17 protein-coding genes are annotated in these 15,318 nt (G+C 59.4%); 12 read left to right on the forward strand and 5 right to left on the reverse strand.

All coding sequences use genetic code 11. The features are described from left to right. The first annotated feature begins 58 nt into the window (after positions 1-58). A complete protein-coding gene (gene der / locus AC53L6_RS16625) occupies positions 59-1,516 on the forward strand; it encodes a ribosome biogenesis GTPase Der (RefSeq protein ID WP_299206757.1) in 1,458 nt (485 codons plus the stop codon). 60 nt (positions 1,517-1,576) lie between these two features. Here der and AC53L6_RS16630 read toward each other — a convergent pair whose 3' ends face one another. Then, the gene (locus tag AC53L6_RS16630) at positions 1,577-2,272 is read right to left on the reverse strand and encodes a TspO-related membrane protein (protein WP_496908662.1); all 696 of its coding nucleotides are present in this window, start codon (positions 2,270-2,272) and stop codon (positions 1,577-1,579) included. A 90-nt stretch (positions 2,273-2,362) separates the two neighbouring features. Between AC53L6_RS16630 and AC53L6_RS16635 the strand changes: the two genes are divergently transcribed. Next, on the forward strand, positions 2,363-3,436 hold the full coding sequence (locus AC53L6_RS16635; RefSeq protein WP_496908663.1) for a T6SS phospholipase effector Tle1-like catalytic domain-containing protein: 1,074 nt from the start codon (positions 2,363-2,365) through the stop codon (positions 3,434-3,436). Here the strand turns inward: AC53L6_RS16635 and serS are convergent. Further along, positions 3,433-4,725 (reverse strand): serine--tRNA ligase, encoded by a 1,293-nt coding sequence (serS, locus tag AC53L6_RS16640; RefSeq protein ID WP_496908664.1) that lies wholly within the window; start codon positions 4,723-4,725, stop codon positions 3,433-3,435. The two genes, AC53L6_RS16635 and serS, sit on opposite strands and share 4 nt — an antisense overlap. 305 nt (positions 4,726-5,030) lie before the next feature. Further along, the gene (locus tag AC53L6_RS16645; RefSeq protein ID WP_496908815.1) at positions 5,031-6,617 is read right to left on the reverse strand and encodes a pentapeptide repeat-containing protein; all 1,587 of its coding nucleotides are present in this window, start codon (positions 6,615-6,617) and stop codon (positions 5,031-5,033) included. A 59-nt stretch (positions 6,618-6,676) separates the two neighbouring features. Here AC53L6_RS16645 and yajC point away from each other — a divergent pair, with 59 nt between their 5' ends. The 10 genes from yajC (at position 6,677) to AC53L6_RS16695 (ending at position 13,644) form a co-directional block, all read left to right on the forward strand. Continuing rightward, on the forward strand, positions 6,677-6,955 hold the full coding sequence (gene yajC / locus AC53L6_RS16650; RefSeq protein WP_299206748.1) for a preprotein translocase subunit YajC: 279 nt from the start codon (positions 6,677-6,679) through the stop codon (positions 6,953-6,955). Beyond that, entirely contained in the window at positions 6,955-8,619 is a 1,665-nt protein-coding gene (gene secD, locus AC53L6_RS16655) for a protein translocase subunit SecD (protein WP_299206746.1), read from the forward strand. The genes yajC and secD overlap by 1 nt, the downstream gene beginning before the upstream one ends. Before the next feature lies 1 nt (position 8,620). Continuing rightward, positions 8,621-9,589, forward strand: a complete 969-nt coding sequence (secF, locus tag AC53L6_RS16660) for a protein translocase subunit SecF (RefSeq protein WP_299206744.1) — start codon at positions 8,621-8,623, stop codon at positions 9,587-9,589. 70 nt (positions 9,590-9,659) lie between these two features. Beyond that, on the forward strand, positions 9,660-10,430 hold the full coding sequence (locus AC53L6_RS16665; protein ID WP_496908665.1) for a TSUP family transporter: 771 nt from the start codon (positions 9,660-9,662) through the stop codon (positions 10,428-10,430). After that, positions 10,420-10,773, forward strand: coding sequence for an Mth938-like domain-containing protein (locus AC53L6_RS16670; protein WP_496908666.1), 354 nt, complete (start codon positions 10,420-10,422; stop codon positions 10,771-10,773). Before AC53L6_RS16665 ends, AC53L6_RS16670 begins: the two co-directional genes overlap by 11 nt. Positions 10,774-10,889: 116 nt before the next feature. After that, positions 10,890-11,504, forward strand: coding sequence for a heme ABC exporter ATP-binding protein CcmA (gene ccmA, locus AC53L6_RS16675; protein ID WP_496908667.1), 615 nt, complete (start codon positions 10,890-10,892; stop codon positions 11,502-11,504). Continuing rightward, positions 11,501-12,157, forward strand: a complete 657-nt coding sequence (ccmB, locus tag AC53L6_RS16680; protein ID WP_496908668.1) for a heme exporter protein CcmB — start codon at positions 11,501-11,503, stop codon at positions 12,155-12,157. The genes ccmA and ccmB overlap by 4 nt, the downstream gene beginning before the upstream one ends. Positions 12,158-12,204: 47 nt before the next feature. Next, the gene (locus AC53L6_RS16685; RefSeq protein ID WP_496908669.1) at positions 12,205-12,957 is read left to right on the forward strand and encodes a heme ABC transporter permease; all 753 of its coding nucleotides are present in this window, start codon (positions 12,205-12,207) and stop codon (positions 12,955-12,957) included. Further along, positions 12,957-13,112 carry a heme exporter protein CcmD gene (gene ccmD / locus AC53L6_RS16690; RefSeq protein WP_496908670.1) on the forward strand — a complete coding sequence of 52 codons (156 nt, stop codon included), beginning with the start codon at positions 12,957-12,959 and terminating at the stop codon, positions 13,110-13,112. Before AC53L6_RS16685 ends, ccmD begins: the two co-directional genes overlap by 1 nt. Further along, entirely contained in the window at positions 13,105-13,644 is a 540-nt protein-coding gene (locus AC53L6_RS16695; RefSeq protein WP_496908671.1) for a DsbE family thiol:disulfide interchange protein, read from the forward strand. The genes ccmD and AC53L6_RS16695 overlap by 8 nt, the downstream gene beginning before the upstream one ends. A gap of 59 nt (positions 13,645-13,703) precedes the next feature. Here AC53L6_RS16695 and AC53L6_RS16700 read toward each other — a convergent pair whose 3' ends face one another. Beyond that, positions 13,704-14,378, reverse strand: coding sequence for a VPLPA-CTERM sorting domain-containing protein (locus AC53L6_RS16700; RefSeq protein WP_496908672.1), 675 nt, complete (start codon positions 14,376-14,378; stop codon positions 13,704-13,706). A 197-nt stretch (positions 14,379-14,575) separates the two neighbouring features. Then, positions 14,576-15,277 (reverse strand): SDR family NAD(P)-dependent oxidoreductase, encoded by a 702-nt coding sequence (locus AC53L6_RS16705; RefSeq protein WP_496908673.1) that lies wholly within the window; start codon positions 15,275-15,277, stop codon positions 14,576-14,578. Positions 15,278-15,318 lie beyond the last annotated feature (41 nt).

Below are 15,318 nucleotides of genomic sequence, written 5' to 3' on the forward strand. Positions count from 1 at the left end.
TTTAAGTGAGCGCGCGAATGGTCTATGTGCGCGATCTGATCTTTCGGATACAAACCTCATGACCTTGACCCTCGCCATTGTCGGACGTCCCAATGTGGGCAAGTCCACGCTGTTCAACCGCCTTGTGGGCAAACGCCTTGCCTTGGTTGACGATCAGCCCGGTGTGACCCGCGACCTGCGCGAAGGGGCCGGGCGGCTGGCTGACCTGCGCTTTACCGTCATTGATACGGCCGGGCTTGAGGAAGCGACCGACGACAGCCTGCAGGGCCGCATGCGCAGGCTGACCGAGCGCGCCGTGGACATGGCCGATGTGTGCCTGTTCATGATCGACGCACGGGCAGGTGTGACACCCACGGACGAAGTCTTTGCTGACATCCTGCGCAAGCGGGCGGACCACGTGCTGCTGGCTGCGAACAAAGGAGAGGGATCCGCCGCAGATGCAGGGGTGCTTGAGGCGTTCTCGCTCGGGCTTGGGGAACCAATCCGCCTGTCTGCCGAACACGGTGAAGGGCTGAACGATCTCTATGCCCAACTGCAACCCTTGGCGGATCTCCACGAAGAAAAGAACGCCCAAGAGGCCCCGGAAACAGATGTAACCGTGGACGAGGATGAAGATGATCCCGATTACGTCCCGCAGCCCACCAACGCCAAGCCCCTGCAGGTTGCCGTTGTGGGGCGACCGAACGCGGGCAAGTCCACCTTGATCAACCAGATCGTTGGCGAAGATCGCCTGTTGACGGGCCCGGAAGCGGGGATCACCCGCGATGCGATCAGTTTGCGCACGGATTGGGATGGCACGCCCATGCGCATCTTCGATACCGCAGGCATGCGCAAGCGGGCCAAGGTGCAGGAAAAGCTGGAAAAACTGTCTGTCAGCGACGGTCTCCGCGCCGTGAAGTTTGCCGAAGTAGTGGTGGTCTTGCTTGATGCGGCCATTCCCTTTGAACAGCAGGACCTACGCATTGCCGATCTGGCTGAGCGTGAGGGGCGGGCCGTCGTTGTCGCCATTAACAAGTGGGATATCGAGGACGACAAACAAGCCAAGCTGAAAGAGCTGAAAGAGAGCTTCGAACGGCTGTTGCCGCAACTCAAAGGTGCACCGCTTGTTACCGTCTCGGCCAAAACTGGACGTGGATTGGATCGGCTGCATGGCGCCATCATGCGTGCCTACGACGTCTGGAACCGCCGTGTGCCTACGGCGGCACTGAACCGCTGGCTGACGGGCATGTTGGAACAACACCCGCCACCCGCGCCGCAGGGCAAGCGGATCAAGCTGCGCTACATGACGCAGGCCAAGACCCGGCCGCCGGGGTTTGTCGTCATGTGTTCGCACCCCGACAAGGTGCCCGAAAGCTACAATCGCTACCTCGTGAATGGCTTGCGACTGGACTTTGACATGCCCGGTACGCCGATCCGTTTGTTCATGCGCGGGCAAAATGATGCAAACCCGTACAAGGGGCGCAAGAAGGCAGGGCCGTCAAAGCTGCGCAAACACACCGAAGGGCGACGCAGCTAGTGCGTTAACCAAGTTTAAAGCACCTAAGGTGTTGAAAACAAAGCTGTCCCCGCGGGGATACTATGTTTTCTGTGTCGTAGACTGGATCACCGGGTACACCATGATGATGGACCCAAGCAGCGCCAGTGCGCCCACAGACCGCAGGTCAAACCCGTTCTGAACGGTCACGGCCACCAAGGCCCAGATCACGGCAATGCCATAAGTTGGCGCACGACCCAGCGCGTTTTGGACTATGAATGCCAGAGCGACCGCAGTAGCCACCATCAGCCACGCAGCCGTTTGCTGGGATGTCAATCCGTACCCTGCCAGCAGCAAGCCCAAAGCGACGCAACTGGCTGCGCTTAGCCACCCTGCATAAAGCCCAACAGGCCAGGCGGCCGCCCAAGGGTCAAGCCGAGGACTGCGCCAAAGCGCGATCAACGCACTGACCAACATCACCCAAATCAATATGGTCGCCCAGACAGGGCTACGCACAGCCACAGGCAACCAAATGCTGCCAACCGCCAGCGACACGGCAAGAGGGATGCGCATCTCCGCCCAGTCCGGCGCAGTCCAGCGGCGCAGGGCGCCAAAGGCCGCGCCAATGATGAGCCAGAGATAGATCACGCCCCAAATGGCAAACGCGTACCCTTCGGGTTGTACCGGCGGATCAACCTGCGGGATCGGGAACTGATCGGCGTCAAACCCCCCGAACCCCGGCACCCAAAATGGGGACGCTGCAAAGGCCAGGGCAAGGATCAGCACAACCACAGGCATGGTTTTCCACCGTTTACAAATTTCACAAGGCCAGTAACCTTGTCGTCATACATTAGTGCTTTCGACTGTATTTCAAGGACTTGAATAGATATGACACGCATTGCGATCTTTTGTGATGGGACATGGAACTCTCCCGATATGCAAGAACCCACCAGCGTGCACAAACTCAAACGCGCGCTTGTCAACGATCCGAGCAAGGAACAAGTGGCCGCCTATTTTGCCGGGATTGGCACTGACCGTCGGTTCGATGGCCCGGTCAAGAAGTTCCTGAACAGGTGGGGCGGCGGGGCGTTCGGCTGGGGTCTCGATGCCAAGGTCAAGCAGGCCTATCAGTTTCTGGCTCAAGCCTATCAGGCAGGGGACGAAATTTATTTGTTCGGCTTTTCAAGGGGCGCATTCACAGCGCGGTCGGTCGCGGGGATGATCCGCAAGTGCGGGATCATTACCGATACAAGCACCGAGGGTGTGAATGCCGCATTCGACCTTTATCGCAAACGGGGTAAGCGCAATCACCCCGACACCCCTCATATCCGCGAAGCACGGCGCGCGATGTCGCCGAAATTTGGTACGTCTGTCAGCGACTTGGCATGGCGCAACGATACCTCCCGATTGGTCGAGATTTCATACCTTGGCGTCTGGGATACTGTGGGCGCGCGGGGCATTCCCCCGTCACTGCTGGGGCCAATCGCGTCCATGTGGAACAGGCAGTACAAGTTCCATGACATGGCGCTGTCCAGCCTTGTGCAATCGGCCCGACATGCCCTGGCGCTGGACGAACGGCGGATGATGTACAGGCCTGCGAAGTGGGACAACCTGGACGGAGACAAAGGCCTGAACCACGGGGATACCGGGCCGCTGCGCCCTTATCAGCAGATTTGGTTCGTGGGCGATCATAGCATCGTGGGTGGATCGGGTGCGGCCCAACCATTGTCGATGATTGCGCTGGATTGGGTGGTGCAGGGGGCCGGGCGTTTGACGCTTGAACCGGGCACAAGGTTTCCACCCAGCGACCCTGATCCACTGGCGGACGCGGATATCGACACGGGATGGTCCTTGTTGAAGAAGTGGCGCCAAGGCCCTCTTTCTAAATGGGAAATTCATGCTTCGGTCGACGAACGCAGGCAGAAGCGGGGCGATTACCGCCCCGGCTCCTTGAAGATTTAGGTCAGCGTTCCGTCTGCTGACAGCGTTGACTTGCCGCCCAGATAGGGGGTCAGCGCCACAGGCAGAGAAACCGAACCATCGGCCTGCTGTCCGTTTTCCAGCACGGCGATCAGGCAGCGACCCACGGCAAGGCCAGAGCCGTTAAGTGTATGAACGAACTGTGGTTTTCCGCCATCTGCAGGCTTGAACCGGGCGTTCATGCGGCGGGCCTGGAAGTCGCCGGTGGTCGAGACCGAGCTGATCTCGCGATAGGTGTTCTGGCCGGGCAACCACGCTTCGATGTCGTAGGTGCGGCGTGCGCCAAAACCCATGTCACCCGTGCAGAGAACGACGGTTCTGTAAGGGATTTCAAGGGCTTCGAGGATACCTTGGGCACAGCCTAGCATGCGCTTCTGCTCATCTTCGGAGGCGTCGGGATGGGTGATCGACACCATCTCGACCTTTTCGAACTGGTGCTGACGCAACATGCCTGCCGTGTCACGACCCGCACTGCCCGCTTCGGAGCGGAAGCAGAGGGTGTGCGCGGTCATGCGGATGGGCAGGGCGGCCTCGTCCAGAATGTCGCCGGCGACCGTGTAGGTCAGGGGCACTTCGGAGGTTGGAACGAGCCACATGCCGTCCTCGGTCCGGTAGCTGTCTTCGCCAAATTTTGGAAGTTTATCAGTACCATACATGGCATCGTCGCGGACGAGTACGGGACTGTTCACCTCGGTTAGGCCATTCTTGTCGACATGGGTGTCGACCATGAATTGCGCCAGCGCGCGGTGGATGCGGGCGACCGATCCTTTGAGCATAACGAAGCGGCTGCCGGAGGTCTTGGCGGCGGTTTCAAAGTCCATCGAGGCCGTAACGCCCGCGATATCGAAATGCTCTTTTGAGTCGAAATCAAAGTTTTGCGGGTTGCCCCAACGGTGGATTTCGACGTTGTCATCCTCGTCCGCGCCGTCCGGTACGTCGCTTGCAGGCAGGTTGGCAATGCGCGCCAATGCGTCGGTCAGCTGGGCGTCGAGCGCCTTGGCCTCCTCTTGCATCTGCGCGATTTCCGCTTTCTTTTCAGATACTAAGGCGCGGAGGCGCTGGAACTCGTCCTCGTCCCCACGACCCTTGGCGGCGCCCACTTCCTTGGATGCTTTATTCTGTTCGGCCTGCGCGGTTTCGGCGGCGAGGATCTTGGCCCGGCGGGCCTCGTCCAGCGCGAGCAGAGACGACGACATCGCAGCGTCCCCACGGCGCGCAAGAGCGGCGTCGAAGGCGGCGGGATTCTCGCGAATGGCGCGAATGTCGTGCATTGGTCTGATCCTTTGAACAGAATTTACGGTGCCGCCCCTATGCCCGATCAGGGGGCGGGGGCCAAGAGGTTAAGGTAGTGTACGGTGGGGGAGTTGCGGGCAAACTGCGATGTTTGGGGGTGAAACTGCGTGTTTTGATGGGGTGGATATGTGGGGTTTTGAGTAAGGATTGGGGAAACCGCACGTTTTGCGGGGGAAAGTGCGTGTTTCGGTAGGTGGTGGGTTGGCGAGTTTGGTTAACTTTTGGGGGGCGTTAAGGTTTGGGGAGGGGTGTTAGGGACTAGGAAAGGTTTGGTGTTTGGGTTTTATGCATTCCCTTGTTGCCATCCTACGGGCAAGGTTTCTTGCCAAGCGCGCCATTGTCTTTCAAACGCATCACCCTTTAGCTTTTGGTCCGGCCAGTGCGGTGGCCAACCGTCGTCACCAGGGCAAACACCGGATGGGAGAACGACAGAGGCGTCTCCGAACACTAGATCAGTTGGTAACTCAGAAATCTGCTGTTTAGGCATATCAATGTTCCGCAACGCTGCTCCGGATATTTGATTTGAGCGATCAAAGACCTGACTCGGGTGACGCAAAAACATGTCGTAGAGTTTGATGCTGTCCATCTTCGCCCCTTGGAACCAAGTTTCCTTCACAATGGCGCCGTGGAAAGATGCGCCTTGAAGCGAGCTGTGTTGAAATAGAGCGCCAGACAGATTGGTCCCGTCGAAACCCGTTCTGAAGCAATGGCTGTTTTGCAGGTTGGCATCGTTCAGGGCGGCGACCCTTAAATCTGCCATGAACAGATTGGCTTCCGATAAGTCAGCGTCCACAAGATACGCCGCTTCAAGCTGGGCGAATGACAGGTCCGATCCATGCAGCTGCGCCTCGACCAATTTTGCGCCCTGAAGGCTCGACCCGGACAAAAGGCAGTGCTCAAGCTGCGCCCCTGTGAGGTCAAAGGCTTGCAAGTTGCACCCCCGCAAGTCGAACTCGCCATCTCGCAGTGGCGTGTCTGATATTCGGCTTAGCCTGCCAAGTGTTTGCACCGACTTTTCCATGTCTGCCCGAACCGGAGACAGGTTTCTGGCCCAATTTACTTTTGGGTTGTCCGTTTGCTCGTCGTCTCGAATTTTGGGCGGAAACTCTTTGCTGAGTTCGCGGACATATACAGAAAGCAAGCGGGCGATGCGGGAAACTTCTTTTGGGTCTTCCTTCGCCAGCCCTTCAAGCCGATCTATTGCCGCATTGCGTTGGACTATGTCGTCTTCCCAAAGGTCTTGATAGGTGCCATTTGCGTTTGGCTTGCTCACTTGCCTGCGGGCGTAGAGCCCCTTGGTCGCCTCATTGATCTTGTCATTGAACAATGCATCCTCAGCCGTTTTGTTTGTGCGCCGCGTCAATCTGAGGCGTGCCATGGTGAGCGGCAGTGCGATCGCTGCACCGATAACAGTTGTCAGGGCCGTCAGCTGCACGAGTTTGAATCGAAATTCCCAAACGCCGTTTGGCACCTGTCGACGCGGGACAGCGTTTGAAAGAACGTCGATTATCAAACCCAAAAGACCGGCAGTCAGGATCGTTACAACTCCCACCCACAAGACTGTGCCAAGAATAAATGACCACACAGGCATGCTTCGGACACCCAGCCTTTCGCGCAAATATGTCAGGAAAGGCAGGTCGCGTTGCTGTCCCGGCAAGATCGAAAAAACAAGCCATGACGCTCCGGCGATGGATGCGAGAGAAATGAAGCCCCAGAACAGTGATGGGGGCATAGGAATAGTCAGCGTGGTCGTCTCCATCCCACCATTCTGACGCGAATGTGCGTCGGGCAAAAGACTTTTGACATTGTCGGGATGATCTGTCGCCCCTGAAAACCCCTTTGTGCCTTGCGCTGACCCGCCCCCGCCCATAGGTTCTGCCAAACTCTGAAGCGGGCCTAGAATCCGCCCCAAGACCAAGGACAATTCCCATGGAAGCCATCGGCCAGTTTATTCCCCTGATCCTGATCTTTGCGATCATGTATTTCTTGCTGATCCGCCCTCAGCAAAAGAAAGTCAAAGAGCATGCCGCCATGGTGGAGCAACTGCGCCGGGGTGATCAGATCGTCACCCAAGGTGGCCTGATCGGCAAAGTGTCCAAGGTCAAGGAAGACAATGAGGTCGAGGTGGAGCTGGCCGAGGGCGTGAAAGTGCGCGTCGTCAAATCCACCATCGCGCAGGTTCTGAACAAGACCGAGCCCGCGAAGTAATGCTTCAGATCGAGAGCTGGAAACGGGTTCTGATCTGGGCGCTGTGTGCGCTTGGCCTGATCCTGGCCCTGCCGAACGGGTTTTATACCCGGGTTGAGCAGCACAATGATGCCGCGCAGGCCATCGAGTTGGGCGCTGATACGCCCGAGAACCAGGAGATACTGGCGCAGTGGCCGGGCTTTATGCCGTCGGCGCTGGTGAACCTTGGTTTGGACCTGCGGGGCGGGGCGCATTTGCTGGCCGAGGTGCAGGTCGAGGATGTCTATGCAAGCCGCATGGAGGCGAGCTGGCCCGAGATCCGGGATATTCTGCGCCCTGAGCGGGCGACCATTGGCACCATCCGATTGCAGCCTTCGGCATCTGACGAGCTGCGCATTCGCATTGGCGAGCCTGCGGGCTTGCAGCGTGCCTTGCAGGTGGTGCGGACGTTGGCGCAGCCGGTGCAAACCCTGACCGGTGTGGGCGCGAATGACATTGTGGTCCGTGCCGATGGGGCAGACGTGATTGTTGTCAGCTTGAGCGACGAGGAAAAGCTGGCAAGCGACGAGCGGACGGTGCAGCAATCGCTGGAGATTGTGCGCCGACGGATTGACGAGGTCGGCACGCGGGAGCCGACCATCCAACGGCAGGGATCGCAGCGGATTTTGATCCAGGTGCCGGGCATCGGATCAGCCGCCGAGTTGAAAGAGATCATTGGCACCACGGCCCAGCTGACGTTCAACCCGGTTGTGAACCGGACCTCGGACGAGAATGCCGCGCCGGGCATTGGTAACAAGCTGGTGCCGTCGCTGGACGAGCCGGGTCTGTTTTATGTCATCGAGAGCGCGCCTGTTGTGACGGGCGAGGATCTGGTGGATGCGCAGCCGAGCTTTGACCAGAATGGCAGCCCCGCGGTGTCGTTCCGATTCAACACCACGGGTGCGCGTCGGTTTGGGGACTACACGGCCGAGAATATTGGGTCGCCCTTTGCCATTGTGCTGGATGATGAGGTGGTGAGCGCCCCTGTGATCCAGAGCCATATTCCGGGTGGGTCGGGGATCATCACCGGCAACTTCAATGTCGAGGAATCGACGAACCTTGCCATTCTGTTGCGTGCGGGGGCTTTGCCTGCAGAGCTGACCTTCCTTGAGGAACGGACCATTGGGCCGGAACTGGGGCAGGACAGCATTGATGCGGGCAAGATCGCGACCATGATCGCCTTTGCCGCGGTGCTGGTGTTCATGGGGCTGAGCTATGGTCTGTTTGGGCTGTTTGCCAATATCGCGCTGATCATCAACATTGGTTTGATCTTTGGCCTTTTGAGCATGATTGGGGCCACGCTGACCTTGCCGGGGATTGCGGGCATCGTGTTGACCGTCGGTATGGCAGTGGACGCCAACGTGCTGGTGTTCGAGCGGATACGCGAAGAGTTGAAGTCGGCGCGGGGGCCTGCGCGGGCGATTGAGCTTGGGTACGAGAAGGCGCTGTCGGCCATTCTGGATGCCAACATAACGACCTTCATCACGGCCGTGATCCTGTTTGCCATGGGCTCTGGGCCGGTGCGCGGCTTTGCGATCACGCTGGGTCTGGGCATTTTGACGTCCGTGTTTACCGCGATCTTCGTGACGCGGCTGATGGTGGTGATGTGGTTTGAACGCCGCCGCCCCAAGACAATCGAGGTGTAAGATGCGACTGAAGCTGGTCAAACAGGGCACCAATTTCGATTTCTTTAGCCGGTGGAAGCTGTGGCTGGGTATTTCGGCGTTGATGATGGTGGTGGGCTTTGCGTCCTTTGCCATTCAGGGTTTGAACTTTGGCATCGACTTTCGGGGGGGCACCACGGTGCGGACCGAAAGCACGCAACCGGTCGACATCGGTGTGTACCGCGACGCGATGGCTGTGCTGGAGCTGGGAGATATTTCAATCACCGAGGTGTTTGACCCGACCTTTGACGCCGATCAGAACGTGGCGATGATCCGTATCCAGGCGCAAGAAGGTCAAGAGGCGGTAACGCCTGAGACCATTCGTGACGTGCAGGCCGCGCTGTCTGCTGCAGTGCCCGATATCAAATTTGTGTCGGTGGAATCCGTGGGCCCGAAAGTGTCGGGTGAGTTGATCCAGACAGCGGCGATTGCCGTGATCCTCGCCATCGGGGCGGTTCTGATTTACATCTGGCTGCGCTTTGAATGGCAATTTGCATTGGGGGCCGTGGCCGCGCTGGTGCATGACGTGATACTTACCATCGGTGTCTTTTCGGAGCTGCAGATCAAATTTGACCTCGCCATTATCGCGGCTCTTCTGACCATCGTGGGCTATTCGCTGAACGACACGGTCGTGGTCTTTGACCGGGTGCGGGAGAACCTGCGCAAGTACAAGAAGAAGCCGCTGAACGAGGTGTTAAACATCTCGATCAACGAGACGCTGAGCCGGACGGTTATGACGTCGGTCACCACACTTCTGGCACTGATTTCGCTGTACGTGCTCGGTGGTGACGTGATCCGTGGGTTCGTGTTTGCGATGATCTGGGGTGTGATCGTGGGGACCTATAGCTCCGTCTTTGTCGCATCGACCATACTGTTGTGGTTGGGCGTCAAGCGGGATTGGTCCAAACCGGATGCCAATGCGGGAAACCAGTTTGCGAATGTGGACGCTTGAAGCCTCCCTGGCTTAGTCACGTTCCCAAACTGGCCCTAGGCCCAAGCGCGCAACGCTGCGAGCGTAGGGTATGATGGCGCAACTGATCACGGAAACACTGGCGTTGCCCGGTCTATGGTGGCTGGTGGTGGCGATCATTGCGGCGGGACTGGTGCGCGGCTTTGCCGGGTTCGGGTCGGGCATGATCATCATGGCAGCGGCCAGTTCGGTTCTGTCGCCCTTTGCCGCCCTTGCGTTTCTTGTCGTGGTCGAGCTGTGGGGACCGTTGCCCAACCTGCGCGCCGCGTGGCGCGACGGAGATCTGAACGAAGCGAAATTCTTGTTGCTGGGCGTGGCTGTCGGTTTGCCTGTTGGGCTGTGGACCTTGTCCTTTGTCGAGCCGGAGATGTTCGGCTGGGGCGTGTCGGTCGCCATTTTGATCCTGCTGGGCGCTTTGCTGTCGGGCTGGCGCTATTCCGGGCCTATGGGGCCGCGCATGATTGCGGGGGTCGGCACCTTTGGCGGGTTTCTGGGTGGTTTGGCCGGTATTCCGGGGCCGCCGGTCATCCTGCTGTACATGGCGTCGGCCAAGTCCATCGCTGTCATCCGCGCCAACTTTCTTTTGTACCTTCTGGGCATCGACGTGATGATGCTGGGCATCTTCGTGGTGTTCGGATTGCTGGACGCGCAGGCCGTGCTGATCGGGCTGGTGCTAGTGCCGCTTTACATGGTCGCCAATGTTGCGGGCGCGTGGCTGTTTGACCCGAAGGCCGAGCGACTTTTTCGCACCGTGGCCTATATCGTCATTGCGGCTTCCGCTATTCTTGGCCTGCCGATTTGGGAGATGGGGCATGCGCCTTAACGAGATCACGTATACCGACGCCCAGCCTGTCGAGGGCTATGGCCCCGGCTTTTTCCGCATTGGCGGAAAGGTCGTAGAGGGTGGTTTGTTGACTGCGCCGACCGGGACCGGCGGTTGGGGTGGGTATGATGACCTTGAGCCGCTGCTTGACCTGGCCGGGCAGGTGGATGTCCTGTTTATGGGCACCGGGGCAGAGATTGCGCATATTCCGTCTGAGCTGCGGTCCCAATTGGAGGGGGCCGGTCTGGGGGTCGAGGTGATGTCATCCCCGTCGGCGGCACGGACCTATAACATGCTTTTGAGTGAAGGACGGCGCATTGCGCTGGCCGTTCTGCCTGTTTGAGAGCGGAGAGGGGGCTGTCTGCCCCCGATGCTGACGCATCCCCCCGAGGATTTTTTTGAAACAGGGAAGGACCGCGCGGGGTTTTGTGCTTGCGCGCAATAGGTTACGGCTGTGGCATGGAATTGAAAGTCACTGATCTGGCCGTGGGCCGTGGCGGTGTGCCGGTGCTGGCTGGTGTGTCTTTTTCCCTGCCGGGGGGACAGGCGCTGGTGTTGCGGGGGCCGAACGGGTCGGGCAAGACCACGTTGTTGCGCACCGTGGCTGGTTTGCAGGTGCCGATGGCCGGGCAGGTGCATGGGGCCGAAGACAGGATCGCCTATGCCGCCCATGCGGATGGGTTGAAGGCAGCATTGACGGTGGCCGAGAACCTGCGGTTTTGGGCGTCTGTGTTTGGGCAATCGGATATTGCGCCTGCCTTGGCTGCCTTTGATCTGGAGGATTTGGTGGAGCGCCGGGCTGGACAGTTGTCGGCGGGGCAGAAGCGGCGTTTGGGTCTTGCGCGGTTGATGGTGACGGGCCGTGATGTGTGGGTTCTGGATGAGCCGACGGTGTCCTTGGATGCCGCTTCGGTTGCGCTGTTTGCTGATGCGGTGCGAGGGCATTTGGCGCGTGGCGGGTCGGCGTTGATGGCGACGCATATCGATCTGAGGATCGAGGCCGAGACGTTGGATGTGTCGAGCTTTCGCGCGGCGGCGGCGCATGTGGCGTCGGCCGACGAGGCGTTTCTGTGAGGGCGCTGTTTTTCCGTGATCTGGCGCTGGCACTGCGTGCCGGGGGCGGCTTTGGCCTGGGGCTCGCGTTCTTCCTGATTGTTGTCGTGTTGGTGCCGTTCAGCGTGGGGCCGCAATCTGCGCTGCTGACCCAGATTGCGCCGGGAGTGTTGTGGTTGGGGGCTCTCTTGGCCTGCCTGTTGTCCTTGGACCGGTTGTTGGCCGTGGATTGGGAGGACGGGGCACTGGATTTGCTTGCGACGTCGCCCTTGCCGTTGGAGGGCATCATCGCGGTGAAAGCGGCAGCGCATTGGGTGACAACCGGGTTGCCGTTGGTTCTGGCCGCGCCCGTGTTGGGTGTGCTTCTCAACCTTGCGCCTTCGGGCTATGGAGTTTTGGTGTTGAGCCTAGCCCTTGGCACGCCTGCCTTGTCGATGATCGGGGCCTTTGGTGCGGCATTGACCGTGGGGATCAAGCGAGGCGGGCTGCTGTTGTCGCTCTTAGTGTTGCCGCTTTATGTGCCGACGTTGATCTTTGGGGCCGAGGCGGCGCGGCGGGCGGCGCAAGGCCTTGATCCCAATACGCCGCTGTTTCTTTTGGCCGGGATCACTCTGGCCGTGCTTGCGGCGATGCCATTTGCCGCAGGGGCTGTGCTGCGGGTGAACCTGCGGTAACGTTGATGTCGATTGAGAAGGGACAAGCGAGGGTTTAGGAACAAGCCATGTCACTTTGGGAATATGCCAATCCGGTCAAGTTTTTGCGCCTGAGCGAGCGGGTTATGCCGTGGCTGTGGGCCGGGGCCGCAATATGCCTGGCTGTCGGGCTGGTCTGGGGGTTCTTTTTCACGCCGGATGACTTCCGGCAGGGATCAACCGTCAAGATCATCTATCTGCATGTGCCTGCAGCGCTGATGGCAATCAATGCCTGGTTCATGATGCTGGTGGCGTCGCTGATCTGGATTATCCGGCGACATCATGTGTCGGCCCTGGCCGCCAAAGCTGCGGCCCCGGTGGGCATCGTGATGACGTTGATTGCACTGTTCACCGGCGCGATCTGGGGGCAGCCGATGTGGGGGACATGGTGGGCGTGGGACCCGCGCCTGACATCCTTTCTGATCCTGTTCCTGTTTTATCTTGGCTACGTGGCTTTGTGGGAGGCGATCGAGGACCCCGATACGGCGGCTGACCTGACCTCGATCCTGTGCCTGGTGGGCACCGTCTTTGCCGTATTGAGCCGCTATGCGGTGCTGTTCTGGAACCAAGGTTTGCACCAAGGGGCGTCGCTGTCGTTGGACAAGGAAGAGAACGTGGCTGACGTATTCTATTTCCCGCTGCTGGTTTGCATCGGGGGCTTTGTCCTGCTGTTTTTGGCGCTGGTCCTGTACCGCACGGGGACCGAAATTCGACTGCGTCGGACGCGGGCGTTGATCGCACGGGAGGCGCGCAGCGCCGGGCTGCATGCGGAGGGTGCGTGATGCCTGATCTTGGGAAATACGCGGATGCCGTGCTGTCGGCCTATGCTGTGTCGATCCTGCTCTTGGTGGGCATTGTAGTGCTGACCCTGTGGCGCGGCCGTCGGGTGCGGGCCGAGATGGATGCTGTGGAAAAGCGGAGCGGGCGGGATGGCTAAAATCTCTCCGCTCATGTTGGCGCCAATCGGGATTTTTGCGGGCTTCGTGGCCCTGGCCGCGGTGGGTATGTTTCGGGACAACCCGGACAAATTGCCGTCCACTCGTGTGGGCGCACTTGCGCCGCCGCTGACGGATGCGCAATTGGCCGATTTCACACCTGTTGCCGAAGGGGATCTGGCGCGGGGTGAGGTGACGCTGGTGAATTTCTGGGCCTCTTGGTGTCCGCCATGCCGGGCCGAGCACCCGAAGCTGTTGGAGATGGCGGCGGATGGTATTCCGATCATCGGGGTGAATTTCCGCGATACCGAGGGGCCGGCCTCCCAGTATCTGGATGAGGATGGCAATCCTTTTGTCGCTGTCGCATTTGATCCGGCGGCGCGGTCGGCCATTGACTGGGGGGTCACGGCCCCGCCCGAGACCTTCATCCTGGACGGTGAGGGGACAGTGCTGTTCCGCTACCAGGGGCCGCTCGTGGGGTCCGATTACGAAAACCGGTTCCTCCCTGCGCTTGAGGCGGCCCAAGGTAAATAGCGCAAAACAAAACACCGCAGACGATGCTGCGGTGTTTTTCGTTTGTATTCCGAGTTTGTCTAGGCCGTTTGGCGCCGCCGCAACACTACAAGCCCGCCGAGCCCAGCGAGAAGCAGCGACAACGTTGCCGGAAGCGGCACAGCGCTGACTTCGAACTCACCAAGGGCGCCTGACCCGGCGAAGTCGATGCGAAGCGTGTCTCCGACAGCCCCGGCGAAGCCAAGCAACGTGAATTCGTTGTTGTTTGGATTGCCGCCGGTTTCGGACTCGTTGCTTCTGTCCAACGTGAACGATGCCACTTCGTCTCTTCCGTTGAAGAGGGTCGCACTTGTGCCCACTTCAGCGTCAAGCAGGAACAGCGACGCGAAAGACCACAGCGCGTCGAAATTGAAGACCAGCGAGCCACCGACAACATCGTCCGGGCCACCGGTTGCGTTTTCCTGAACGATTAGCGCATTTCCAAAGCCGCGCCGATCGCTGCTGTCCTCGGCATTGGTGAAGGGCGACGTCAAGTCCGGGTCATTTCCGGTGCTGACGGTCCCCCTGTCAGTGTCGAACACAACCGCTTGTGCGATGCCCCCGATTGCTGTGACGTCGGCAAGAACACCACCACCAAGGTTCGTACCGATACCAAGTACGTCGCCTTCGTCAAAGTCGTCGAAGTTGATGGTAACTGCTGATGCTGCACTTGCAAAAACAGTGCAGAAAAGAGCAGTCGCAAATAGCTTTTTCATAACCTTCCCCAGTCAAAAAAAGTAAAAAATACGTCTTTTTATACTTAATTATTAAATTGATTCCGGGTTTTTCGCAATGATTTGTATTTCAGGTCAATTCAGTGCTTTGAAATTCTATTTTGGGTTGTTGTTTTTTGCCCAATTGATGTGCGTATCCGCAACGGGCGATCAGCAACGATGAAAACGACGGGTGTGTGTCAGAGACGGTAGCCTGCGTTGACGTCGAGGATGACGCCCGTGATGCCTGCTGCGGAGTCGGAGGCGAGGAAGCGGACGGCGGCGGCGATATCCTCGGGTGTGGCAAGTCGGCCGAGTGCTGTGTCCTTTGCGATCATTTCGGTCACGTCCTCTGGTCTGGTCGCTTCGGGTGTGTTGACGGCACCCGGGGCGACCGCGTTCACGCGAATACCTTTCGGGCCCAGGGTCTTGGCTGCGATCCTGGTCCAGGTGTCGACGGCGGCTTTGCTGGCGGAATAGCTGTGCGCGATCATTGCAGGCATGCGGGCGTTTTGCGAAGAGATGTTGACGATGGCGGCACCGGGTTGCAGGTGGTCGCGGGCCGCCGCGACCAGCCCCATGGGGGCGTTCACGTTGACATTGAAGTTGGTTTCGACCGTTTTGGCGTCGTAGTTTTCCGCATCATCGGTCAGGATGCTGCCCGCATTGTTCACGATCAGGTCGAGGTGACCGAACCGGTCGATGACTTTCCGGGGCAGGGCTGCTGTGGCACCGGGGTCTGCAAGGTCCACTTGGAAGGCGGCAATGTCGGGATGGTCGGCCAGTAGACTCGCCGGATTGGTGCCGCGCCATGTGACGGCGACATGATGATCTTGTGCGAGGTCGGCGGCGATGGCACGGCCCAGCCCGCGTGCGGCGCCGGTGACAAGTGCGGTCTTCATAGCGGTCTCCCAACGAAAAAGGGCGCCCCGAGGGACGCCCG

The sequence above is a fragment of the Tateyamaria sp. LSS28 genome (genome assembly GCF_059611725.1).